General features: G+C 38.2%; 19 protein-coding genes and 1 pseudogene. 1 reads left to right on the top strand and 19 read right to left on the bottom strand.

What is annotated here, in order from left to right:
• Nucleotides 1–111 precede the first annotated feature (111 nt).
• The 3 genes from STRINF_RS01505 to gdhA form a co-directional block, all read right to left on the bottom strand.
• Nucleotides 112–522 carry a peptide deformylase gene (locus STRINF_RS01505; protein WP_006531249.1) on the bottom strand — a complete coding sequence of 137 codons (411 nt, stop codon included), beginning with the start codon at nt 520–522 and terminating at the stop codon, nt 112–114.
• Nucleotides 519–1,028, bottom strand: a complete 510-nt coding sequence (locus tag STRINF_RS01500; protein WP_006531248.1) for a GNAT family N-acetyltransferase — start codon at nt 1,026–1,028, stop codon at nt 519–521. The genes STRINF_RS01505 and STRINF_RS01500 overlap by 4 nt, the downstream gene beginning before the upstream one ends.
• Before the next feature lie 156 nt (nt 1,029–1,184).
• On the bottom strand, nt 1,185–2,534 hold the full coding sequence (gene gdhA / locus STRINF_RS01495; RefSeq protein ID WP_043878277.1) for an NADP-specific glutamate dehydrogenase: 1,350 nt from the start codon (nt 2,532–2,534) through the stop codon (nt 1,185–1,187).
• Nucleotides 2,535–2,771: 237 nt separating this feature from the next.
• Here gdhA and STRINF_RS01490 point away from each other — a divergent pair, with 237 nt between their 5' ends.
• On the top strand, nt 2,772–3,269 hold the full coding sequence (locus STRINF_RS01490) for a DUF308 domain-containing protein (RefSeq protein ID WP_043878276.1): 498 nt from the start codon (nt 2,772–2,774) through the stop codon (nt 3,267–3,269).
• A 36-nt stretch (nt 3,270–3,305) separates the two neighbouring features.
• On the opposite strand, the pseudogene STRINF_RS01485 reads toward STRINF_RS01490, so the two are convergent.
• The 16 genes and pseudogenes from STRINF_RS01485 to STRINF_RS01410 form a co-directional block, all read right to left on the bottom strand.
• A pseudogene (locus STRINF_RS01485) lies at nt 3,306–3,506 on the bottom strand (preQ(1) synthase); the annotation flags it as partial.
• Nucleotides 3,507–4,157 carry a 7-cyano-7-deazaguanine synthase QueC gene (gene queC, locus STRINF_RS01480; protein ID WP_006531243.1) on the bottom strand — a complete coding sequence of 217 codons (651 nt, stop codon included), beginning with the start codon at nt 4,155–4,157 and terminating at the stop codon, nt 3,507–3,509.
• Between the two features lie 166 nt (nt 4,158–4,323).
• Nucleotides 4,324–6,093, bottom strand: coding sequence for an ABC transporter ATP-binding protein (locus tag STRINF_RS01475; RefSeq protein WP_006531242.1), 1,770 nt, complete (start codon nt 6,091–6,093; stop codon nt 4,324–4,326).
• A gap of 2 nt (nt 6,094–6,095) precedes the next feature.
• Nucleotides 6,096–7,835 (bottom strand): ABC transporter ATP-binding protein, encoded by a 1,740-nt coding sequence (locus STRINF_RS01470; protein WP_006531241.1) that lies wholly within the window; start codon nt 7,833–7,835, stop codon nt 6,096–6,098.
• A gap of 41 nt (nt 7,836–7,876) precedes the next feature.
• Complete coding sequence (locus tag STRINF_RS01465) at nt 7,877–9,745, bottom strand: ABC-F family ATP-binding cassette domain-containing protein (protein WP_006531240.1); 1,869 nt, start codon at nt 9,743–9,745, stop codon at nt 7,877–7,879.
• Nucleotides 9,742–10,947 (bottom strand): CCA tRNA nucleotidyltransferase, encoded by a 1,206-nt coding sequence (locus tag STRINF_RS01460; protein WP_006531239.1) that lies wholly within the window; start codon nt 10,945–10,947, stop codon nt 9,742–9,744. Before STRINF_RS01460 ends, STRINF_RS01465 begins: the two co-directional genes overlap by 4 nt.
• Nucleotides 10,944–11,711 carry a 4-hydroxy-tetrahydrodipicolinate reductase gene (dapB, locus tag STRINF_RS01455; protein ID WP_006531238.1) on the bottom strand — a complete coding sequence of 256 codons (768 nt, stop codon included), beginning with the start codon at nt 11,709–11,711 and terminating at the stop codon, nt 10,944–10,946. The genes STRINF_RS01460 and dapB overlap by 4 nt, the downstream gene beginning before the upstream one ends.
• Before the next feature lie 23 nt (nt 11,712–11,734).
• Nucleotides 11,735–12,583 carry a DegV family protein gene (locus STRINF_RS01450; protein ID WP_006531237.1) on the bottom strand — a complete coding sequence of 283 codons (849 nt, stop codon included), beginning with the start codon at nt 12,581–12,583 and terminating at the stop codon, nt 11,735–11,737.
• Nucleotides 12,583–12,963, bottom strand: coding sequence for a DUF1149 family protein (locus STRINF_RS01445; RefSeq protein ID WP_006531236.1), 381 nt, complete (start codon nt 12,961–12,963; stop codon nt 12,583–12,585). Before STRINF_RS01445 ends, STRINF_RS01450 begins: the two co-directional genes overlap by 1 nt.
• Before the next feature lie 119 nt (nt 12,964–13,082).
• The gene (locus STRINF_RS01440) at nt 13,083–13,742 is read right to left on the bottom strand and encodes a glucosaminidase domain-containing protein (protein ID WP_006531234.1); all 660 of its coding nucleotides are present in this window, start codon (nt 13,740–13,742) and stop codon (nt 13,083–13,085) included.
• 131 nt (nt 13,743–13,873) lie between these two features.
• Entirely contained in the window at nt 13,874–15,733 is a 1,860-nt protein-coding gene (gene dxs / locus STRINF_RS01435) for a 1-deoxy-D-xylulose-5-phosphate synthase (protein ID WP_006531233.1), read from the bottom strand.
• A gap of 147 nt (nt 15,734–15,880) precedes the next feature.
• Complete coding sequence (locus STRINF_RS01430) at nt 15,881–17,737, bottom strand: bifunctional homocysteine S-methyltransferase/methylenetetrahydrofolate reductase (protein WP_006531232.1); 1,857 nt, start codon at nt 17,735–17,737, stop codon at nt 15,881–15,883.
• A 13-nt stretch (nt 17,738–17,750) separates the two neighbouring features.
• Entirely contained in the window at nt 17,751–19,985 is a 2,235-nt protein-coding gene (gene metE, locus STRINF_RS01425; protein WP_006531231.1) for a 5-methyltetrahydropteroyltriglutamate--homocysteine S-methyltransferase, read from the bottom strand.
• Nucleotides 19,986–20,257: 272 nt separating this feature from the next.
• Complete coding sequence (locus tag STRINF_RS01420; protein WP_006531230.1) at nt 20,258–22,186, bottom strand: PTS fructose transporter subunit IIABC; 1,929 nt, start codon at nt 22,184–22,186, stop codon at nt 20,258–20,260.
• Nucleotides 22,183–23,094, bottom strand: coding sequence for a 1-phosphofructokinase (pfkB, locus tag STRINF_RS01415; RefSeq protein ID WP_006531229.1), 912 nt, complete (start codon nt 23,092–23,094; stop codon nt 22,183–22,185). Before pfkB ends, STRINF_RS01420 begins: the two co-directional genes overlap by 4 nt.
• Entirely contained in the window at nt 23,091–23,843 is a 753-nt protein-coding gene (locus STRINF_RS01410; RefSeq protein ID WP_284702729.1) for a DeoR/GlpR family DNA-binding transcription regulator, read from the bottom strand. The genes pfkB and STRINF_RS01410 overlap by 4 nt, the downstream gene beginning before the upstream one ends.
• Nucleotides 23,844–23,889: the final 46 nt, after the last annotated feature.

Here is a 23,889-nt window from a genome sequence, read left to right as displayed (position 1 = left end):
ATTCTTGTAAAATATATTGTAGTTCTTATGAGAACTAATGTCAAGAAAAAAGTTCTCATGGAAATTATTTTTTTGACCAATAAAAAAAGAAAAGCTGCATTAACAACTTTTCTAGATGATAATACCTTCTAAGTGGTCTAGTTCATGCTGGCAGATTTGTGCTGCTAAACCAGTTAATGTTAAGCTTTGTTTATTCCAATTCTTGTCCATAAAAGTAACATCGATTTTTTGGTAACGTCGTGTTGGACGAGACCCTAAAAGTGATAGACAAGACTCTTCAGTGTCAAAAGGAAGAGATTTGTTCGTCATAACTGGATTAAACATCACCAAATCTGCCAAGCCCATATTGACAATAATCACGCGTTTTTTAACACCAATTATATTCGCTGCCATTCCAATGCAATTATCACGATTCGCATTTAAGGTATCCTGCAAATCTTGAGCTAGATACAAATCCTCTTTTGTAGCTTCTTGCGATTTTTGCGCCAAGAAAAAGGTATCTTTTACAATTTCTTTAATCATGATTTCTCCAAAAATAATTCCATAATGTCAAAATCGATAGACTTGCCATCAATTTCCATAAAGCCTTCAAAGGTTCTAATCCTACGAAAACCTAAACTTTCATAGAGGTGAATAGCTCCCTTATTATCCGTACGAACCTCAAGTGAGAGAATTTTAAGACCTGATTGTCGACTAAGATCAATTAAGCGTGTTAAGAGTTTACGCCCAATGCCTTTATTCCAATAGGCTTTTTTAACTGCAATTCCAATTTCTGCACGGTGTGACAAACGTTTTTTTCGAAAACTTCTACAATTGCATGTTTCAAAAATTTGGCCATTTTCTTCAGCTAATAAAAAATGACATATCTTGGCATTTTGAAATTTTGCTAAGATTTTCTCTTCCTCAGCAACAGAAAGTCCCATCCCTTCACTGCCATAAGAAAGATTATCTATCTCTGAACCAACCTGATTACAGAATTCAAGCAGATTTTTAGCATCTTTAACAGTTACTTCTCTCACTTCAATCATAAGAAGACCTCTCTTTCGATAGAAATATTATAGCAAATTTTTCAAGCAACCAAAAGAGCCCACCTAGGTGAGCTCTATTCGGTTATTTGATATTAGAGAATTAATTTAAGACAAAATGGCTTGTTGAATCCGTCTGTACGGTTCTAAGGTAATATGTTAAACAATACCTTGTGCTGACATCGCATCAGCAACTTTAAGGAATCCAGCAATATTGGCACCAACAACAAGGTTACCTTCTGCATCAAATTCTTTGGCTGCAGCTGCTGCATTTTCGTAAATGCCTTTCATGATGTTGTAAAGTTTGGCATCTACTTCTTCGAAAGTCCAAGGTGTACGTTGGCTATTTTGTGCCATTTCAAGGGCTGAAACAGCTACACCACCAGCGTTGGCTGCTTTGGCAGGACCAAATGAAACACCAGCTTTTTGGAAGACTTCGATAGCTTCCAATGTTGAAGGCATGTTTGCACCTTCAGTAACAGCAATGACACCATTGTCAACAAGCATTTTAGCTTGTTCAGCATTGATTTCATTTTGTGTAGCACATGGGAAAGCAAGGTCTGCTTTGATTGACCAGATAGTCCCTTCGTTAGCAGGTGTGAAAGTTGCACTTGGACGAGCTTCAGCGTATTTCACGATACGAGCACGTTCAACTTCTTTCAATTGTTTAAGAAGTGGAACATCAATACCTTCTGGGTCATAAACGTAACCTGATGAGTCTGAAACAGCAACAACTTTAGCACCAAGTGATTGAAGTTTTTCAGTTGCGTAAATAGCAACGTTACCTGAACCTGATACAAGAGCTACTTTGCCAGCGAAATCTTCGCCGCGAGCTTTAAGCATTTGTTCAGCAAAGTAAACAGCACCGTAACCAGTTGCTTCTGTACGTGCAAGAGAACCACCGTAAGTAAGTCCTTTACCAGTAAGAACTCCTGTGTATTCATTACGAAGACGTTTGTATTGACCGTAAAGATAACCAATTTCACGTCCACCAACGCCGATATCACCAGCTGGAACGTCAGTGTCAGCACCGATGTGTTTGCTCAACTCAGTCATAAAGCTTTGACAGAAACGCATGATTTCGTTATCTGATTTACCTTTAGGATCAAAGTTAGAACCACCTTTACCACCACCGATTGGTTGACCAGTAAGTGAGTTTTTAAAGATTTGTTCAAATCCAAGGAATTTGATGATTGATTGGTTTACTGATGGGTGGAAACGAAGACCACCTTTGTAAGGACCAATCGCAGATGAGAACTGAACACGGAAACCACGGTTCACTTGAACTTGACCTTTGTCATCAACCCAAGGAACACGGAAAGAAACAATGCGTTCAGGTTCTACCAAACGTTCAAGAAGATTTTCTTCAACGTATTTAGGATATTTATCAAACACTGGAACCAGTGATTCAAACACTTCTTCTACAGCTTGTAGAAATTCGGGCTCATGAGAATTAAGAGCTTTCACCTTTTCAAAGACGCCAGCTACATACTCTTTACCTGTTGTCATATATATGTCCTCCATAAACGAGATTGTAATTTTGTATTACATTAAATATTATAAATTTTCTGAATATTTCTGTCAAGCATTTACAGTATCTTTTTAAAAAAACTTTCATTTTGATGTTATAAAACGTTACATCTTATGTCACTTAGTTTTTTTTCTAACTCTTTAAGCTATAACTTCTAACAATCTTTTTTTCATGATTTGTGGTATGATTAAGGTGACAATATAGGAGGTAACATTATGAAAGGTTTATCACTTTGGTCAGGGATTATCGCCCTACTTATCGGACTTTTTCTCTTTATTCATCCCTTCACGACTACAGCCATGATTGGTTGGATTATCGCCATTATTATTTTCTTGTCTGGCTTCACAAGCCTCTTTATGTATTCAAGTAGAGTTAATCGTTCACTTTGGTACTTGCTACAAGGTATTTTGTCCATTGTTTTTGGAATCATCCTGCTATCAAGCTCAGTTATGTCTCTATCAAGTGCAGTCATGACCATCGCTGCTTATTGGATTTTAATTAGTGGTATCTTACGTTTGATTGGTGGTTTTCAAATGAAAAAAGCTGGATTCTTTGATGCCAATCGTTTCTTAAGTTCAGCAGTTCTCGCCATTCTTCTGGGATTATTCCTCCTATTTAATCCAACTTTGTCAGCTATTTTTATCGGTCGTTTGGCTGGTCTTCTTCTAATGACTGTCGGCGTTTCTGGTATTAGTTTTTCATTTAAATTATAATCAACAAAACCCTCGGAAAAATCCGAGGGTTATTTTTTAACGATTATCAATGTTTTCTGGATACAAGTCATGGTTCATCAAACGATAATCTGCCATTTTTTCATACTTGGTACCAGGTTTTCCGTAGTTAAAATACGGATCAATTGACAAGCCACCACGTGGAGTGAATTTTCCCCAAACCTCAAGATAACGTGGTTGAAGTAAATCAATCATGTCTTTACCTTGGTACTGAAAACATTATTTCCCTCTTCTAGCTAAATATTTTTCCAGACCAGCTTGACGAAGTTTACAAGCAGGACACTCTCCACAACCGCTGCCTTTAATGCCATTATAGCAAGTAAAAGTATTTTCACGAACATAATCAAATTTTCCAAGTTGATCGGCCAACTCCCAAGTTTCAGACTTATCAAGCCACATCAATGGTGTATGAATCACAAAATTGTAATTCATAGCAAGATTTAAAGTGACATTTAGTGATTTGACAAAAGCGTCCCGACAATCAGGATATCCTGAGAAGTCTGTTTCACACACCCCAGTAATAATATCTGTAATACCAAGACGTTTGGCTAGCACCGCAGCAAATGATAAGAACAAATGATTGCGTCCATCAACAAAAGTATTTGGCAAATCATCATCAGGATTTTCAATCTCAATATCACGTGTCAATGCATTTTCAGTTAATTGCCCTAGCAATGACATATCAAGCAAGTGATTTTTAACACCTTGCTCAGCAGCAATATGTTTGGCAACTTCGATTTCAAGACTGTGACGTTGACCATAATTAAAAGTCACTGTTTCGACATGTTCATAATGCTCTAAAGCCCAAAATAGGCAAGTTGTGGAATCTTGTCCGCCACTAAAGACGACAAGTGCTGATTGACGTTTCATTTCAATATCTCTTTTCTAAGATATCTGGGCAAAGAAAAAGTCCCTATGGGAATCCACAGGGGCGCTAATTTCAGTCATTAGGCTGGTTTTTTTTAGCGATGGCTTTTCCCAAACATCGTTATTATTACTTAATAATCATATCATCTTTATGAAAGATATTCAATGGCTAATTGTTTTTAGCAAATTGACTATTATATAAATCGTAATAGAAACCTTTAGCGGCTAGAAGGCTTTCATGGTTTCCTTGCTCAACAATCTGACCATTGTTAAGCACCAAGATTTTATCAGCATCTTGAATGGTTGATAGACGGTGAGCAATCACAAAGCTTGTGCGACCTTCCATCAATTTTTCCATAGCTTTTTGAATCAATAACTCAAGACGCGTATCTACAGATGAAGTTGCTTCATCCAAAATCAAGATCTTAGGATCAGCTAACAAAGCACGCGCAATGGTCAAGAGTTGTTTTTGACCAAGTGAGACATTGCTTGATTCTTGGTTCATTTCCATGTTGTAGCCGCCTGGAAGAGTGCGGATAAAGTGATCAACATTAGCAGCTTTTGCTGCTGCCACAATTTCCTCATCTGTCGCATTCAAATTCCCAAAACGAAGGTTTTCTTTGATACTTGCTTCATAAAGCCAAGCATCTTGTAAGACCATTCCAAATTGTTTGCGATAATCTTGGCGTGACAAATTACGAATATCGTGACCATCGACCTTAATGCAACCATCCGTTACATCGTAAAATCGCATCAAAAGATTAATTAGCGTTGTCTTACCAGCACCGGTTGGTCCAACAATGGCAACCATTTCACCAGGTTTAACCTCTAAGTTAAAGTTACGAATCAATGGTTTATCAGCAACATATTGGAAGGATACATTTTCAAAGGTTACTTGACCAGACAGGTCATGTTCTAGTTTTTCAGTTACTTGTGCTGCTTCTTCTGGCTCATCAAGAACTTCAAAAATACGGTCAAGTGATGATTTAGCACTTTGAAGCACACTAGCCAATTGAGTAATAGTTTGAACCGGTTGACTCACTTGCCATACATATTGAACAAAAGCTTGCATATTACCAACAGTCAGTTGACCTGAAAGAACTTGTAAAGCACCCAAAACCGCAATAATCAGGTAAGCCATATCCGAAATCGCACTTAAAACTGGCATCATAATCCCGGAAATGAAACTAGCTTTAAAGCCAACTTCTTGTAAATTCTGAGTAATCTCACGGAACTCTTGGCTAGAAATGTCTTCACGACCATAAAGTTTAATGACATTAAAACCAGATAGATTTTCCTGAACAAAACCATTCATATCCCCAAGAGCGTCAGCTTGTTCCTTAAAGTAAGGTTGTGATTTGCCCAAGATAAATTTAGCACTGAAGTAAGTGATTGGAATAATGGCAATGACAACCAAGGCAAGATGCCAATTAAGATAAAGCACCATGCAAATAACTAAAGTAATCGTTGTGAAAGCTTCAATGATTCGAAGGAAACTTTGTTGAAGAGCATTTGATACTGTTTCCACATCTGACGTAAAACGTCCCAAAACATTACCAAATTGTTGACTATCAAAATAAGAAACTGGAATCTTATTAATTTTTTCACTTAAATCATGACGTAAATCATGAATGCTCTTTTGCACCGCTTTGGTAATGAAAAAGTTTGAACCATAACTACTTAGCTCATACCCCATACCTCGGACAAAGTAGAGCACCAAAATAATGGCAATGTAAGAAATATTAATGTGTGCTCCAGCCACACCGTTAGCCATATCCAAAAGATTTGATGTCAATTCTGTGATAGCAAGACCAAGCACAAATGGCTCAAGTACACTCATGACACTACTAAAGATTTTTAGAAAAACAGCTAAGAAAAGTGCACCTTTATATTGTCGGAGATAATCCCATAAACGTAGAAAAACATTTCGTTTGGACATTCTTATTCTCCTTTCATTTCTTCTGCTTTGTTCAATTGTGAGTTGGCAATTTCACGATAGATGTCATTTGATTGCATCAGTTCATCATGTGTGCCGCGCCCAACAATTTCACCTTTATCAAGCACAATGATTTGATCGGCATCCATGATAGTTCCCACACGTTGCGCCACAATCAAAACAGTCGCTTCTTGCGTCACTTCTTTCAATCGAGCACGCAACTGAGCATCTGTCTTATAATCAAGCGCTGAGAAAGAATCATCAAAGATATAGATGTCTGGTTTCTTAACCACTGCACGCGCAATTGACAAACGTTGCTTTTGCCCACCAGACAAATTACTTCCGCCTTCAGCCAAATGTGTTTGATAGCGCTCATCACGACTTTCGATAAATTCTTTAGCTTGTGCGATATCAGCTGCCGCTTGCAATTCCTCACTTGTCGCATCAGACTTACCATACTTCAAGTTTTCTTCGATGGTTCCTGTAAATAGCAGAGCTTTTTGCGGAATAAAGCCAATCTTTTGACGAAGTGCTTTCAGTTGATAATCCCTAACATCAACGCCATCAACCAAAATCTTACCAAGCGTCACGTCATAAAAACGTGGAATCAAGTTAACCAGTGATGACTTACCAGAACCCGTAGACCCGATAAAGGCAATGGTTTCACCAGGTTTTGCCTTAAAGGAAATGTCTTTTAATACTGGGCTTTCCGTTTCACCTGGGTAAGCAAAGGTTACCTTGTCAAATTCCAAATAACCTTTTGTAGCTGTCTCAGTCACACCATCATCATTAGGGTCAATGGAAATTGGCATCGCCATAACTTCCGAAATACGTTCGCTTGAAACCACCATACGAGGATACATGGTAAAGAAATTGGCAAACAAAAGAAATGAGAATAAGGCGTGGAAACTATATTCAATAAAGGCTACCAAGTTACCGATTTGTAACTCACCATGTGCCAATGGGTTCAAAGCAAACCAAACAATAGCAACAATCATTGAAATAATGATTAGAACAAAGAGTGGTTCAGTCAAACCAGTTAAAATAAATAAGCGGCTTGATAAGTCTTTATATTCATCGTTTTTGCTACCAAAACGCTGTTCTTGAAAATCTTCTCTCGCAAAAGCACGAATGACACGTAAACCAGTTAAATTTTCACGAACATATTGGTTGATTTTATCAAGAGTTGATTGTTGTTTTTCTGATAAAGGACGCGTACGAGTTGCCACATAGTAAACAACCAGAACCAAAAATGGAATAGCAACTGCTACAATCCAAGCAAGTGTTGGACTGGTTACTAAAATCATCACCACACTAGAAATCATCATCAAAGGTGTAATGACTCCCATACGTAACGTCTGCTCAGCAAACTGCATCAAGATAAAAGCATCACTGGTCATCCGTGTTACCAAGGAAGACACACCGATTTGTTCATATTCTTGATGTGAATATTGCTGTAACTTATCATACATGTCATTACGCATATCCTTAATCATGTTTGTGGTAATTTTTCCTGCTGCATAAGCAAGAATCACACGTCCGATCATCCCCAAGATGATGACAACCAGCATAACCAGTGCCCAGAAATAAACCTTATCCTTATTTCCAACTGTAACCCCTTGGTCAATCATTCGAGCAAGAGCTGTTGGTAAGCCTAAGTTAACCACTACAAAGGTAAGCGCCCCAATAACATCGAGAACTAGCCATTTGGGATATCTTTTCAAATAAGTCCAAATGAGTTTCATAGTCTTCCTTTCTAATGTTTATATGAAAGAAGTGACCTTGCTTATTCTGCTAAGTCACTTAGGTATTCATATCTTTCGTATTTTTCAAGTAAGTTTTCATTGGCTTCATCCAATGAACGTTGAAGCTCAGCTAGTTTGCCATAATCGCTGGCATTTTCTTGCATTTGAGCTTCGATAGATTCGATGTCTTCTTCAAGCTTGGCGATTTCATCTTCGATGACTTCCCACTCTTGTTTTTCAAAGTAAGACATACGTTTTTTCTTCGTTTTCTCTTTTTCTGTCTTTTGTTGTGCTTCTTTCTTAACTTGAACTACCGCATTTTCTTCAAATGCTTTTTCATCAAGATAATCGGTGTAGTTACCAAAAAATTCTCGCACATGACCATTTTCAAAAGCTAAAATTTTATTAGCCACTTTGTCAAGAAAATAACGGTCGTGACTAACAGTGATAACGGGGCCTTGGAAAGTTTGTAAGAAACTTTCAAGAACTGTTAAAGTTGCGATATCAAGGTCATTGGTTGGTTCGTCAAGAAGCAGAACGTTTGGTTTTTCAATCAAAATCTTCAAAAGGTAAAGACGTTTTTTCTCACCACCAGATAATTTTGAAATCAATGTTCCATGAGTCGAACGTGGGAAAAGGAATTGTTCTAACAAATCCGTCACACTTGTTGTTCCGACACTTGTCTTAACTTCATCTGCTACTTCTTGCAAATAATTGATGACACGTTTGTCTTCGTCCATGTCTTTTGGCAACTGTGAAAAGTAACCAATGCGAACTGTTTCACCAATTTCAAGTTTTCCGCTTATTGGTTGCAAATCACCATTAATCAAATTAAGAAGCGTAGATTTTCCGACACCATTATCACCAACGATACCAATGCGGTCTTTATTTTGCACCAAAAGGTTAAAGTCAGTCAAAATTTGTTTATCCGGAAAAGCAAAAGACACATTTTCAAAATTAATTACTTTTTTCCCGATACGACTTGTTTCAAAATTGATTTCCAGCTCTGTTGATTGAGTCGTTCCAGACAAATCAGCTTTCAAATCATTGAAACGATTGATACGCGCTTGTTGTTTTGTCGCACGCGCTTGTGGTTGCGTACGCATCCAAGCCAACTCTTGCTTATAAAGTTGTTTCTTTTTATGAAGCGTAGCCGCATCACGCTCATCTTGCTCCGCACGCAAACGCACACAATCCTGATAATTTCCTTGGTATTCTGTCAATTGACTATTAGCCAACTCAAAGATACGGGTTGCGACATTATCTAAGAAATAACGGTCGTGGGTGATGAAGAGAACTGTCTTTTTAGAAGTTTTCAAGTAATTCGTCAACCAAGCGATGGTATCAATGTCCAAATGGTTAGTCGGTTCGTCCAACAGAAGCAAATCAGCATCATTCAACAAAACTTGCGCTAACTGAACACGACGACGAAGCCCACCAGACAAGTCACCAACTTTTTGTGACAAATCTTCTAGACCTAGTTTTGTTAAAACTGTCTTCACTTCGCTCTCGATAGCCCAAGCGTCAAGCGAATCCATTTCTGCTATAACTTTTTCAAGCTTATCTTGATTGGCTTCATCATAATTAGCCATCAAAGTTTCATAAGTCTTAATCAAAGTCATTTCACGCAAATCCGATGACAAAACTGTATCCAAAATCGTTTTGTTATCATCGAATTCAGGTTCTTGCGTCAAATAGGCAATTTTATATCCATTCTTAGCTGAAAACGGCGACACATCACCATCAAAACCAAGACGTCCCGAAATAACATCTAAAAGGGTTGTCTTACCAGTTCCGTTAACCCCAATAATCCCGATACGATCAAAATCATGAATAATAAAGGAAATATCACTAAATACTGTCTTGTCACCAACGGATTTCGTTAAGTGTTCTACGATAAAATCGCTCATTTACTTTCCTTTCTAATAAATTCAAAAATAGCTTCTTTATCATTGGCAAGCTCACCAAGGACAATATGTTGTTCGATTGCTTTTAGGATTTGACCAAGCTCAGGTCCTGGTTTAAACTGCATTTCTTTAATCAGCATACCACCGTTGACCACAATCTCATGTTTGTCATGAATGGTTAATTCCTTATCCAAGCGCTCAATCGTCGCAAAATCAACTGGTAGACCAAAACCTAAACGAAGGTCTTCTGCTTGTTCGATAAGATTACAACCATAGCAATACATTTCCATCTTATCAAGCTCATTTGTCAAACGGAAACGATAGATTGACACAATCTTTTCAACATCTTTTTGGAATTGACTTGATGTTTTCCAAGCTCGCAAAAAGGCACGAACATCTTTGACATCCAATGCTAATAGCAAAGCTGCCCAAGCTTGTTCTGATGTTTTAAAGTGATAATCGTCTGCCAAATCATCTAAGAATTGTTGCAAATGATCATGAGCATTCTCAAGATGAGGAAGGTATTTTTGAGCTTCACTTGCAATCATGGCTTTAATCCCTTTACGCCAGAAAGGTGCCATCAATAATTTGTCAAATTCAATAAAAGAGCGCTCTACTGAAATTTTTTCCAGTAAGGGCGCATGTGCTGCCATGGCAGCAAAAGTCTCAGGTTCAATATCAAAATCAAGACTAGCTGAAAAACGGAAACCACGCATGATGCGAAGGGCATCTTCATTAAAACGCTCAGCTGGATTTCCAACCGCACGTAACAATTTGGCTTTCAGGTCAGCTAAGCCATTAAATTTATCAATAATCAAACCTGTTTCATCAAGTGCAAAAGCATTTACCGTAAAGTCACGACGTTTTAAGTCCTCTTCAAGTGAGCGAACAAAAGATACGCTACTTGGTCTACGATAATCTACATAAACATCTTCCGTACGGAAAGTAGTGATTTCATACTCACCACCTTCTTCAAGAACAAGCACAGTCCCATGCTCAATCCCAATATCAACGGTACGGTGAAAAATACTTTTTGTTTCTTCTGGGTAAGAACTTGTTGCAATATCGACATCGTGAATTGGGCGATTTAGTAAGACATCTCGAACGCTACCGCCAACGAAGTATGCCTCATAGCCTGCTTCACGAATTTTTTTCAAGATTGGTAAAGCCTCCTGAAATTCAGAAGGCAGATTGTTTAATTTCATAGTAATTTTTCCAAACCATAAACGAGCTTATCTCGTTTGACAACTGCTTTAATTCCAATATTAACACCACTCATAAACGAAATACGATCATAAGAATCATGACGAAGTGTCAATCCCTCACCTTGGGCACCGAAAATAACTTCTTGGTGCGCAACCAAGCCAGGTAAACGAACACTATGGATACGCATACCATCAAAATCAGCCCCGCGCGCTCCTTTTAACGTTTCAACTTCATCTGCAACCCCTTGTTTTTTAGGTTGACGAACTTCACGAATCAATTCCGCTGTTTTCACAGCTGTACCTGAAGGAGCATCTTTCTTATTGTCATGATGTAGTTCAATGATTTCAAGGTCCGGAAAATATTTGGCAGCCTTAGCGGCAAATTCCATGAGTAAAATAGCACCAATTGCAAAGTTTGGAGCAATCAAACCACCTGTTTTTTTTTCTTCAGAAAGAGCAATCAATTCGGTAATTTCGTCTTCAGAAAATCCTGTTGTCCCAACAACTGGAGCAAAGCCATTTTTTAAAGCAAAACGAGTGTTTTCATAAGCAACAGCTGGCATTGTAAAATCAACCCACACATCAGCATCAAAACCAACTAGTTGTGATTTATCAGTGAATACTGGGACGCCATCAATTTCTTTTTCTGTTGCAAATGGATCAAGCAAAGCTGCTAAGGTTAAATCGTCATCTCCCTTAACCATGTTAACTGCTGCTGAACCCATTCTCCCTTTAAAACCTGCTACGATAACTTTAATACTCATGTTTTTCTTTTCCTCTCTAGCACTTAGACAATTGGTGTGAAACCAAATGCAACGGCACCTTCCCCTAAATGAGTAGCAATTACGCCATCAAATGATACGATTTCAAGATTCTTCGTTTGACCTCTTTCAGCCAAAGCTTGATAGAAATATTGAGCTTTTTCTTCTGCGCGAGAATGAATGATGAAAACTTCGTATTCTCCATTTTCAGTCACGTCAGACAAAACATCAACAAGACGTTTGATAGCTTTTTTCTCAGTTCGCACTTTTTCATAAACTTCAATAACACCTTCGTCATTAAAATAAAGAATTGGTTTGATGCTAAGCAAGTTACCAATCAAAGCTGAACCATTTGACAAACGTCCACCTTTTACCAAGTGATTTAAATCATCAACCATGATAAAGGCACCTGTTCCATCGATTTGCTTTTGCAATTTAGCCAAAATATCATCAAATGAAAGACCATTTTCAGCCCAATTAAGTGTGTTTTTAACCATGCTACCTAATGGTGCTGAAGTGATTTTACTATCTGGAAATGCAATCATTAATTCAGGATAATCTTCAATTAAGAATTGAATATTCTGCCAAAATCCTGAAATGCCTGATGACAAAAACAATCCTACAACGTGTGTATAGCCTTCAGTTGAAAGTTGTGTCAAAATTTCATCTAATTTTGCTAGACTTGGTTGGCTTGTCTTAGGTAAGGTTGGTGACATAGCCATTTTTCTGTAAAAATCATCAAGGCTCAAGTCTTTACCTTCAACGTAAGAAATACCACCAATCATGATTGGGATATCTAAGACAAAAAGATTTTCTTTTGCCTTAAGGTCATCTGACAAAACTGCGGTTGTATCTGTTATAACTGCTAATTTCATTAACTTCTAAACTCCAATTTAACCCCTGGACGATCGAGGGCAATTTCGGTTACTTCGTATGTTAGGCGTTGCACAATATCAAGTAAAGGCGCTGCCAAATATTCAACTTCGTCCTTAGTGAATTCACTTGGTTCATTGACAATACGATTTTGAATGTGAACCATTTGTGAAACAACACCGCTAATGACAAACTCTTGTTTTACGACCATAAATTGTAAAACAGAAACGATTGTTGTTTGATTATTGTCTGTGTCTTTTTTCACTAATTGAAATGTGACTTCAAAATTAGTCTTCGGTGTACCATTTTCTTTTTCCCATTCAAGATTTCTTGCATCATAATGGTATTGGTTGACAAATTCTTTTTCACGTACTAATTCCATACTTATCTCCTCTTTGTATATCACTTTTCATTATAGCATATTTCAACTCTATTTTGCACGCTTTTCTTTGAACTTTAAAGCAATACTGACAATTCTTTTTTTGACTCAAAAAAGTATGCTTACCAACTATCATAGATAGTTAAATCGTATTCTGAAATGAGTTGATTTAATTTGCTACCATAAGACGTATCAGTGGCATAAGTTCCCGTTAGTGCTGCTGTCGCATCTTGATAAGAAGCAGTTCTTGATTTATGCACACCAACATACAAATCTTTTTGAAGAAACTGAGCATAATCCTGCAGAGATTCCTCCAGACTACCATAAGAACGAAATTGAGCATCAATGGTGTAAGAATTCCCATTGCCATCATCCTCCCAAGTCTGCATAGTCACCGACTGCCCCTTATAATCCCCTTTGATGCCAAAGAAATTATAATTGGGTGCTTGACTCAGTTTTGACTGACTACTGTTCGATTCTAAAATGGCTTGCGCAATCATGACCGAAGCGTAAAGGTCATTTTGCGCAGCGATTTGACGAGCTAATTCACCAATAATTTGAATGAAAGATATGGTCGTCGTGTCTTGAGATGATTGACTAGTGTCTGCGGAGGTTGGATTTGCTGCTTCCTGCGAGTGATAGGCGAAGAAAATCAAGGTCAAAAAAGCCAAAAAGGCTAGAAAGGTTATGCCATATAAGACAGAACGAGGGACATTTTTTCGACGTCGTCTTCCACTAACCCTTCTTCTTTTCTTCCTTTTTCTTACCTTTGCCAAATACATTCAGTCCTTTCAAAAAGTCACCTTTCAGTATAACAAATTTTTGATAAAAAAGAGACTCTTAACCGTTAATGACACAAATTCTTGAAAAGAGCCTTAGACGAAACTCTCTAAGACTCTTTTTCCTATTTAAATCAAGCAAGACTTGCTAAAATATTTTTGACAATATTATCAACCGTCACACCATTTTCTGCTAAAAGTTCTTTAGGATTGTAACGGTCATGGAAGGCTTTCTCTACACCGTAATTTTGAATCTTGATGTCTGTATTTCCAAGGTAACTTGCAATCATTTGACCATAGCCACCTTCAAGCACACCATCTTCTAAAGTCACCGCAACTTGGTGTTCAGATTCCAAGCTATCAAGTAATTCTTCGTCTAATCCTGTGATGAATTTTGGATTAACAAGGGTTGCTGTGATTCCGTGTTTGTCGGCCAATTCTTTAGCCACTTCTTCAGCTAAACCATAGAAATTACCAAGACCAAAGATAGCAACCTTGCTACCTTTTTGAGTGACTTGGTTCTTGTTAAGAATTGAATAATCTGTCGTATCAGCTACTCCAGTCTCACGAAGTGGACCAACTGGAATACGAATAGCAACTGGGTGTTCATTTTGTTCAACAGCCCAATCAAGCATCGCTAGATGCTCTTCTTTACTTGTTGGCGCCAAGTAAACCACATTTGGAATGTGAGCCAAGAATGGAATATCGAAGAAACCAAGGTGACTTTCATCATTCATGGCACTAACTGACGCTGAGTAAACCAAGGTTGTCACCGGAAGATTATTAAGTGCGATGTCATGTGACCATTGGTCATATGTACGTTGCATAAATGGTGCTGCGACGTACCAGATTGGTTTTGCACCATTTTTAGCAAGACCAGCTGCCATAGTCGCTGCTTCTTCTTCAGCGATCCCTACATCAACAAATTGTTTACCAGCCTTTTGACGTTGCTCTTGATTCAACATAAACATCGGAGTTCCTGCATTTACAGCAACAACCGTTGGATCTTTTTCAATTTTGTCTAAAACAAATTCTGTCGTAATGCTGTTGTAAGTTTCACCTGAAGTTGTGTGACGAAGGTATTCTCCAGTTTCTGGAATGTAAGGTCCTCCAGCATGGAAGGCTTCGCGATTTTCTTCCATAAATGACACGCCGTGACCTTTTTGTGTATGAATATGTAACAAAACTGGGTGATTCGCATCTTTTACTTCTTCAAAAAGAGCAATTAATTGAGTCAAATCATTTCCTGCTTCAAGATAATGATAATCAAAACCAAATGCCTCAAAGAAATTATTAGCAGCTTTGCCATTGTTTTCACGCAAATCACGAAGTGCTGTGTAAATGCCACCAGTTGGATTTGCTGCGATTGATTGGTCATTATCATTAACAATAACAATCGTATTGGTTCCTTCTGTTGTGATTTGGTTCAAGCCTTCATAAGCCATTCCACTTGGATTTGCTGCGATTGATTGGTCATTATCATTAACAATAACAATCGTATTGGTTCCTTCTGTTGTGATTTGGTTCAAGCCTTCATAAGCCATTCCACCTGACAGTGAACCATCACCGATAACAGCAACAACATTGTAAACTTCATCTTTTAAATCACGCGCTTTTGCCACACCTGAAGCCAGTGACAAAGAGGTTGAAGTATGCCCAATGGTAAACAAATCATGTTCACTTTCTTTGGGATTTGTATAACCAGACACGTCATCATAGTGATCTGGGTCAAGAAAGGCTTGCGCACGCCCAGTCAACATTTTATGAACGTATGATTGGTGAGAAACGTCAAAGATAAATTTATCAACCGGTGAATTAAAGACGTAGTGCATAGCAACTGTCATTTCAACCATACCAAAGTTTGGTCCGTTGTGTCCGCCATGCTGACTTGTTTTTTCAAGCAAAGCTTGACGAGCTTCATCAACCACACGTTGCAAGTCCTCACGAGACAATTTTTTTAAATCTTGTGGCGATGCAATTGTTTCAAGTACCATATATTTCTCCTTTTTATTTGACAATCATTTTTAAAAACTTCTCAGCTTTTTTCAAGTATCCCTATCATACACCTTGGAGCTAACTCCAAGTCAAGCAAAAAAATGATTTTTTAGGAGAAAAAGAGAGATAATCTCTATCTCTCTTGATTAAGGTATTATTTGGTGACTTTGTTCAACTTTCTGATGGATATATTCAACCAATTCAACAGTTAAATCATATCGCATAAATGGTGTAATGAGGTAAATGCCGTTAAAGAATTTTAAAGCATGATCAATTAATTGTTTACTTTCTTCTAAAGCCAATTGTTGGCATTTTTCCTTGTCATCTTTGACAGCTTCTAGTTTTGCTAGAAAGTTATCTGATAGCTGAATGCCGGGTACTTCATTGTGAAGGAAAATAGCATTGTTATAGCTAGTAATTGGCATAATACCAACAAAAAATGGCGTTTCATAATCTCGTGTTAGCTTTGCTAAATTTTCAATAATCTCACTATTAAAAATAGGCTGTGTAATAAAACAATCTGCTCCAGCAGCAATCTTTCTTTCAATCAATCGACCGCAACGTGATAAATTTTTCACATTAGGATTGAAAGCCGCTGCTGCTGTAAAAGTTGTTTCTTTTTTAATGCTTGCGCCACTGTAACCTATTCCCTTGTTAAGTTGCTTAATCAGCTCCAATAACTTGAAGCTCGTGGCATCATAGACGCTGGTTGCTCCCGGAAAATCTCCTATTTTAGATGGATCCCCTGTAATCGCTAGTACCTGATGAAAGCCCAACACGTCCATCCCCAAAAGACGTGATTGAAGCCCAATCATATTGTGGTCGCGACAAGATAAGTGTAGTAAAAACGGTGTTGAAATCTCATTTTTCAAAAGCGAGGCAATACTAACATTACAAATACGTGTCTTAGCTAGCGAATTATCAGCCAGCGTAATTGCAGATACTCCAGCCTCGTCCAAAGCTTTTACCCCTTTAGTAAACTTTCTAATATCAAGTGTTTTTGGAGGATCCAGCTCTGCTATAATGGTCACTTTTCGGTTTACCTTGTCGACAATAGTTTCTGATTGCTTAACCGCCTTAATCAGTTCTGCTTCTTCAACCATCGGTGTAACAAATTTGCGTGAGACTGGTTTCAAGCCTTTTATTGCACGCTTAACTGCTCTGATATGGTCAGGCGTTGTACCACAACACCCACCAATCAGACGTGCTCCTTCAGCCACAAGAAGCTCTGCACTTTTCCCAAAGTAATCTGCGTTCTGGCTAAATCCATATTGCCCACTACCATTGTCATCAACAAAGGATAACAAACTGGCATTTGGATAAACCGACAAATACGACTGAGCAAACAGCGGCACTTGCTTGAGTGATTGAATCATGTGATAAGGTCCCAAATGACAATTGAGTCCTACTACATCTGCCCCGAGCATCACTAGTTTTCCAAAGATTTCAACCAATGGACGACCATTTTCGGTTATTCCCGCTTCATGAATGGAAATATTGGTAATAATCGGCAATTTTGTTAAAGGTCTGACTGCCTTTAAAATTTCGATGATTTCTTCTTCATCGTAGTAAGTTTCAAATAAAAGACCATCAATTTCCTTTGTTTCAAGCAAATAACCAACTTGTTCTAAAGTTTCCTTGATAATCTCATCAAGCGATAATTCGCATTGTTTGAGACCACGAAGAGCACCGACTGTTCCCAAAACAAAGGTATCCTCGCCTGCTGCTTGTCTTGCAATTTTGACGCCTGCTTGATTAATTTCTTTAATCTTGTCACCATAGCCGTAACCTCCTAGTCGATGTCTTTTGGCCGCATAGGTGTTTGTCTGAATGACATCAGCACCAGCGTTAATATAAGCTTTATGAATCGCTAAAACTTTTTCTGGATGCGTCAAATTATAAGCTTCGTAACAATTATCAAGACCATTAGCATAAAGAAGAGTTCCCATAGCACCGTCAGCGACTAAAATATCTGTTTTTAAACGTTCTAATAATCCTGACATAGCTCAACCTTCCTTATTTTCCGTTTTTTGCTCGAACTTCCTTAGTTGCTTCTACTAATACTTTAAGTGAGGCAATTGTTTCTGGTTCACGACGTGTTTTAAGACCACAGTCAGGGTTAACCCAAAATTGTTCCAATGATAATTTACGAAGTGGACGTTCAATATTTGCAATAACTTCCTCTTTACTTGGCACACGTGGTGAGTGAATATCGTAAACCCCTAGACCAATTCCAAGTGGGTAAACCGCTGTTTCAAATGATTCAATCACATCACCGTGGCTACGACTTGTCTCAATAGAAATCACATCAGCATCCAAGTCACGAATAGAATCGATGATTTCATTGAACTTAGAGTAACACATGTGAGTGTGAATTTGAGTATCATCTTTGACAGACGATGTTGCGATGCGGAAAGCATGCACAGCGTCATCGAGATAAGCTTTTTGTTTAGCTTTACGAAGTGGCAAACCTTCACGAAGCGCAGCTTCATCCACTTGGATAATAGCAATGCCTGCATCTTCAAGCAACTTGATTTCGTCTTTGATAGCAAGACCAATTTGATTGAAAAGGTCTGCGCGTGAGATATCTGAACGTTCAAATGACCAGTTAGTGATGGTAATAGGTCCAGTTAACATTCCTTTCACAGGACGGTCAGTCAAACTTTGCGCATAAACCACTTCTTTTACTGACAAAGGTTGGATGTGTTTCACATCACCGTAAATAATTGGTGGTTTAACCGCACGAGAACCGTATGATTGCACCCAACCAAGTTTAGTTGTGGTAAAACCAGCTAATTTTTGACCGAAAAATTCAACCATGTCCACACGTTCAAATTCACCGTGTACCAAAACATCGATATCTAAGTCTTCTTGAATCTTAATCCAACGAGCGATTTCTGATTTGATAAAATCTTCATATTCAACATCAGAGATATTGCCACGTTTCCAAGCCAGACGAGTACGACGAACTTCTGGTGATTGAGGGAATGACCCAATTGTCGTTGTCGGAAGTGTTGGCAAACCTAGCTTTTCTTGTTGCACCTTGCGGCGAACTTTATAATCCACACGCTCAGTCGGCACATTTTCTAAACTTTCAAGAGTCACATTTCGGAAATCAGCTGCTTGTAAAGCGTCAAAGTCAACCACATGTTGCTTGTAAGCTTCAGATTCTTGACCATCCAAGTATTGACTCAAAAGTTCAAGTTCTTGCAATTTTTCGTCTGCAAAAGCAAGACCATTTTTAAGAACAGGATCAAGGTCAGTTTCATTTTTTGTGGTAACTGGCACATGAAGAAGTGAGCAAGATGCTTGAATCACAAGATTGCCAACTTTAGCTTGTAGCTTTTCGAGCAATTCTGATGTTTTTTCAAAATCAGTTGCCCAGATGTTACGACCATCAACAACTCCTGCAAACACTTCTTTATTTTCAAAATAACCAGCTTCAACCGCTTCAAGATTTTCATCAAGGCCATGAACAAAATCAAGACCAAATGCTGCAACCGGAAGTTCTGATAACTCTTTAGCATCAATCAAAGCTTCAAAATAAGTTTGGAAGATAATCTTGGCTTGTGGCACTTCTTTGGCAAAATAAGCATAAACGCATTTTGCTGCTTCAAGAAGATCTACCCCTTCGTCCGTTACAAAAATCGGTTCATCAACTTGAATGTATGTTACACCAGCTTCAACCAATTCTGTAAAGACTTGTTTGTAAAGTGGCAAGAGTTTTTTCACTGCTGAAGTAAAATCGCTAACCTCAGATGACAAGGCGACATAAGTGATTGGCCCAGTAATAACTGGCTTAGCCTTATCACCAACAACTTCTTTAGCTTCAAGGTACAAATCAAGCAAGCGTGTATTTGTCAAGTGCGGTTTAACTTTTGACCATTCTGGAACAATGTAGTGGTAGTTGGTGTTGAACCATTTTTTCATTGATGAAGCAACATTTTCCTTGTTACCACGCGCAATCGCAAAGAACAAATCCAGATTAATCTCTTCCTTGGCAAAACGATTTGGAATCACGCCAAATTGCACAGACAAATCCAAAATATGATCGTAAAGTGAAAAATCACCCACAGGAATAAAATCAATACCTGCATCAGCTTGTTTTTTCAAAAATGATAAGCGCAATGCTTTCGCTTCTGCTTGCAATTCATCTTGTGAAATATTACCTGCCCAATAAGACTCAATCAATTTTTTCCACTCACGATTTTCACCCAAACGCGGATATCCCAAATTCGAAACCTTAACCATAGTTACCTCCTATAACCGTATTAGTTTAAAACTATACAATCCAAAAATTTTATAGTTAATATTTTAAACGATAAACCTTTATTTTTCAATGGTTCTAGCCATTCTATATTTTTATGCTTTGCTATAATTTTTAACTATGCACTTAGAATTTGTTATAGTTTTTAACTATAACAAGAATCTTCTAATACTTAAAAAAGAGATTCCCGAAGGAATCCCTTTATCGTTGTTAGATTAATAATTTTTTGTATTAGTTGTATTGTAATGACTTTTAATTATTTTGCTTTTTTAAGGGCTCCGAAGAGAAGACCTGCAACGATTGCACCAATGATAACAAAGACAAGGTAAAGAATTGGAGCACTTGTCAATGCGATAACAAAGATACCACCGTGTGGAGCCATCAATTTAATACCGAATGCTCCGACAAGACCACCAGCTACAGCAGAACCAACCATAAAACTTGGAATTGCACGAGCAGGGTCAGCAGCACCAAATGGGATAGCTCCTTCTGTGATAAATGAAAGACCCATGATGATGTTTGTCAAACCTGAGTTACGTTCTTCTTCAGTGAATTTGTTTTTGAAAAGAAGAGTTGCAACAAATACTGCAAGTGGTGGAACCATACCACCAGCCATAACTGATGCCATAGCCACTGAACCACCTGTCGCTACTGATGCAGCAAGAGTACCTGTACCAAAGACATAAGCAGCTTTGTTAAATGGTCCACCCATATCGATAGCCATCATACCACCAAGAATAGCTCCAAGAAGAACTGCTGATGCACCTTGAAGACCTCCAAGGAAGTTGTTCAAACCAGTGTTAATAGCAGCCATTGGAATGTTGACGAACAACATTGCAAAACCTGTCAAGAAGACACCAAGCAATGGATAAAGCAAGATTGATTTGATACCTTCAAGTGAACGTGGCAAACCAGCACAAGCTTTTTTAACAAGGTTAACTAACCATCCAGCAAGGAAACCACCTACAAGAGCTCCAAGGAAACCTGAAGGAGTTCCTTCAAGATTACCCCAAGCAGCACCGCTTGAAGCAATCGCACCAGCTACGAAACCAGCTACAAGACCTGGTTTTTCAGCTATTGAGTAAGCAATGTAACCTGCCAAGATTGGAAGCATGAAACCAAATGCTGCGTTCCCAATTGTTTTGAAGTAAGCAGCTGCTTGGTGATATGTACCCAAGTTAGAAAGTTGATCTTTTGGCACACCCAAAATGTTATCAATCAAGAATGCAAGTGCAATCATGATACCACCACCGATAACGAATGGCAACATTTGAGAAACACCACTCATCAAGTGTTTGTAGAATGCAGCGCCAAGGCTAAGTTTTTCACTTGATTCTTTTTCTTCAGTAGAAGAACCTGCTGCAGCTTTGTAAGTGTCAGCTTTACCATCAAGGATGATGTTAATTAATTCTTCAGTTTTCTTGATACCGTCAGCAACTGGACGAGATACCAATGGTTTACCATCAAAACGTGCCATTTCCACTGCTTTATCTGCAGCAACAATAACACCTTTAGCACGAGCGATTTCATCAGCTGTCAAACGGTTACCGACACCTGAGGCACCATTTGTTTCAACACGAACAGTGACACCCATTTCGTCACCTTTTTTGATGAGGGCTTCTTCTGCCATGTAAGTGTGTGCAATACCAGTTGTACATGCTGTTACAGCAACAATAAGTGGTTTGTCATCTGATACTGGAGCTGCTTTAACTTCTTCTTTTGCTTTATTATCTTCTTCTGCAGAGTCAAAAGTTGCGATGACTTCATCAGCTGTTGAGACGTGACGCAATTTATCAGCAAAACCATCTTTCAAAAGGTATTTTGACAATTCAGCAAGAGCAGCCAAGTGAGTATCGTTTGCTCCGTCTGGTGCTGCAATCATGAAGAATAGGTATGTTGGTTGTCCATCCAAGGCTTCATAGTCAACACCAGCAGTAGATTTAGCAAAAAGGACTGTTGCTTCTTTTACAGCAGCGTTTTTGCTGTGTGGCATAGCGATACCATCACCTAAACCAGTTGATGTTTGAGCTTCACGGTTCATGATACCTTGTTTAAAAGTATCAAAGTCTGTGACAACTCCGTGTTCAACAAGGCTTGTAATCATTTCATCGATAACAGCTTCTTTTGAAGTTGCTTTCAAATCAAGAATCATGACATCTTTTCTGAGCAAGTCTTGAATTTTCATAGTTTTTCTACCTCTACTTTTTGATATGTTTCTTTAGTGAATTCAGCTGTTGCTAAATCATCTGAGAATGTCGTTGCTGTACCGCAGGCAACACCCCATTTAAGCGCTTCGATTGGGTCACCTGATTTCACGTATTCACCAGTAAATCCGGCAACCATTGAATCTCCAGCACCAACAGAATTTTTAACAGTGCCTTTGATTGGTTTTGCAAAGTAAGCTGCTGCTGGTGTTACTAGTAAAGCACCATCACCAGCCATTGAAATAATAACGTTTTTAGCACCTTTTGCAAGAATTTCGCGGGCGTATTTTTCGATGTCTTCAAGACCATTCAATTCTACACCAAAGATATCTGCTAATTCGTGATTATTTGGTTTTACTAAAAGTGGTTGGTAGTTTAATGAATCTAAAAGAGTTTGACCTTCAAAGTCACAAACTACTTCTGCACCAGCTTTTTTAGCAATTGGAATCAATGTGTTGTAAACTTGGTTACCAAGGCTACTTGGAGCTGAACCTGCAAAAACAACAGTATCTTCACTTGAAAGTCCAGCAAGAATAGCTTTTAGTTCTTCAAGTTTTTCATCTGAAATTTTTGGACCAGCACCATTGATTTCTGTTTCTTCACCAGCTTTGATTTTAACATTGATACGTGTATCTTCAGAAACTTGAACAAAGTTTGTTTTGATACCTTCTGCAGTCAAGCCATCTTCAACAAAACGTCCAGTAAATCCACCGATAAAACCAGTTGCAGTATTATCGACATCCAAACGTTGCAAGATACGACTAACATTGATACCTTTACCACCAGCAAATTTGTCATCGCTAGTCATGCGGTTAACGCTACCAAGTTCTAAATGATCCAAACGCACGATAAAATCGATTGATGGATTCAGCGTTACTGTGTAAATCATACTTCAATTACCCTCGTATTTTCTTTTGTTTTTTTCATCAGTGCTCCGCTAGATTGATTGGTAATAATTGTAGCATTCTCAATCTTATCGACCTTGGCAAAGGATACCCTACCGATTTTTGATGAATCTGTAACGATGTATGACTTTCTAGCATTTTCAATTACAGTTTTCTTGATAACAGCTTCCTCCATATCTGGTGTCGTTAAAAATTCCTCATCAATGCCGTTGATACCTAAAAAAGCCTTATCAAAGTTCAACTGCTTAATTTGCTCATAAGCCACAGCTCCAATGCTGGCATCTGTTGATTTTTTTACATGACCACCAATAATAATGGTCTGAATATTTTTATCAACCAACTTAGCCGCATGGTGAATCGAGTTGGTTACAACAGTTAAATTGTCTTGATTCAAATAGCCTAACAACAATTCATTGGTTGTCCCTGCATCTACAAAAATAACATCATCATTTGAAATCAAGGATGCTGCTTTTCTAGCAACCTGCATTTTTTCTTGAATGTTTTTGATAGATTTTTGTTGATTGGTAAATTCCTCTTGGAGAGAGTGAGGAAGTTCTGCTCCACCGTGTACTCGGTGAAGTTTTCGCTCACTTTCGAGCTCATCTAAATCCCTGCGAACAGTGGACTCAGAGGTATCTAGCAGGCTCACTAAATCATCTAGCCGAACAAACTTATCATGCGAAAGTTTTTCCATGATTAATTGCTTTCGTTTAGACTTTAGAATCCTCGCCACCTCCTTTTGAAATCGTTTACAGTTAGAATTATACTATATTCCCAGT

It is taken from the genome of Streptococcus infantarius subsp. infantarius ATCC BAA-102 (genome assembly GCF_000154985.1).
Lineage (GTDB): Bacteria > Bacillota > Bacilli > Lactobacillales > Streptococcaceae > Streptococcus > Streptococcus infantarius.
Note: the sequence above shows the minus strand (reverse complement) of the source record. Positions and strands in the feature narration are given on the sequence as shown.

Bases quoted from the DNA above. Each gene is read 5' to 3' on its own strand.
- dapB (WP_006531238.1), bottom strand. From the start codon at position 11,711: ATGAGTATTAAAGTTATCGTAGCAGGTTTTAAAGGGAGAATGGGTTCA.
- STRINF_RS01505 (WP_006531249.1), bottom strand. From the start codon at position 522: ATGATTAAAGAAATTGTAAAAGATACCTTTTTCTTGGCGCAAAAATCG.
- pfkB (WP_006531229.1), bottom strand. From the start codon at position 23,094: ATGATTTACACAGTAACGCTGAATCCATCAATCGATTTTATCGTGCGT.
- metE (WP_006531231.1), bottom strand. From the start codon at position 19,985: ATGGTTAAGGTTTCGAATTTGGGATATCCGCGTTTGGGTGAAAATCGT.
- STRINF_RS01445 (WP_006531236.1), bottom strand. From the start codon at position 12,963: ATGGAATTAGTACGTGAAAAAGAATTTGTCAACCAATACCATTATGAT.
- gdhA (WP_043878277.1), bottom strand. From the start codon at position 2,534: ATGACAACAGGTAAAGAGTATGTAGCTGGCGTCTTTGAAAAGGTGAAA.
- STRINF_RS01430 (WP_006531232.1), bottom strand. From the start codon at position 17,737: ATGTCAGGATTATTAGAACGTTTAAAAACAGATATTTTAGTCGCTGAC.
- STRINF_RS01440 (WP_006531234.1), bottom strand. From the start codon at position 13,742: ATGTATTTGGCAAAGGTAAGAAAAAGGAAGAAAAGAAGAAGGGTTAGT.
- STRINF_RS01500 (WP_006531248.1), bottom strand. From the start codon at position 1,028: ATGATTGAAGTGAGAGAAGTAACTGTTAAAGATGCTAAAAATCTGCTT.
- STRINF_RS01470 (WP_006531241.1), bottom strand. From the start codon at position 7,835: ATGAAACTCATTTGGACTTATTTGAAAAGATATCCCAAATGGCTAGTT.
- STRINF_RS01420 (WP_006531230.1), bottom strand. From the start codon at position 22,186: ATGAAAATTCAAGACTTGCTCAGAAAAGATGTCATGATTCTTGATTTG.
- queC (WP_006531243.1), bottom strand. From the start codon at position 4,157: ATGAAACGTCAATCAGCACTTGTCGTCTTTAGTGGCGGACAAGATTCC.
- STRINF_RS01465 (WP_006531240.1), bottom strand. From the start codon at position 9,745: ATGAGCGATTTTATCGTAGAACACTTAACGAAATCCGTTGGTGACAAG.
- STRINF_RS01475 (WP_006531242.1), bottom strand. From the start codon at position 6,093: ATGTCCAAACGAAATGTTTTTCTACGTTTATGGGATTATCTCCGACAA.
- STRINF_RS01460 (WP_006531239.1), bottom strand. From the start codon at position 10,947: ATGAAATTAAACAATCTGCCTTCTGAATTTCAGGAGGCTTTACCAATC.
- STRINF_RS01450 (WP_006531237.1), bottom strand. From the start codon at position 12,583: ATGAAATTAGCAGTTATAACAGATACAACCGCAGTTTTGTCAGATGAC.
- dxs (WP_006531233.1), bottom strand. From the start codon at position 15,733: ATGGTACTTGAAACAATTGCATCGCCACAAGATTTAAAAAAATTGTCT.
- STRINF_RS01490 (WP_043878276.1), top strand. From the start codon at position 2,772: ATGAAAGGTTTATCACTTTGGTCAGGGATTATCGCCCTACTTATCGGA.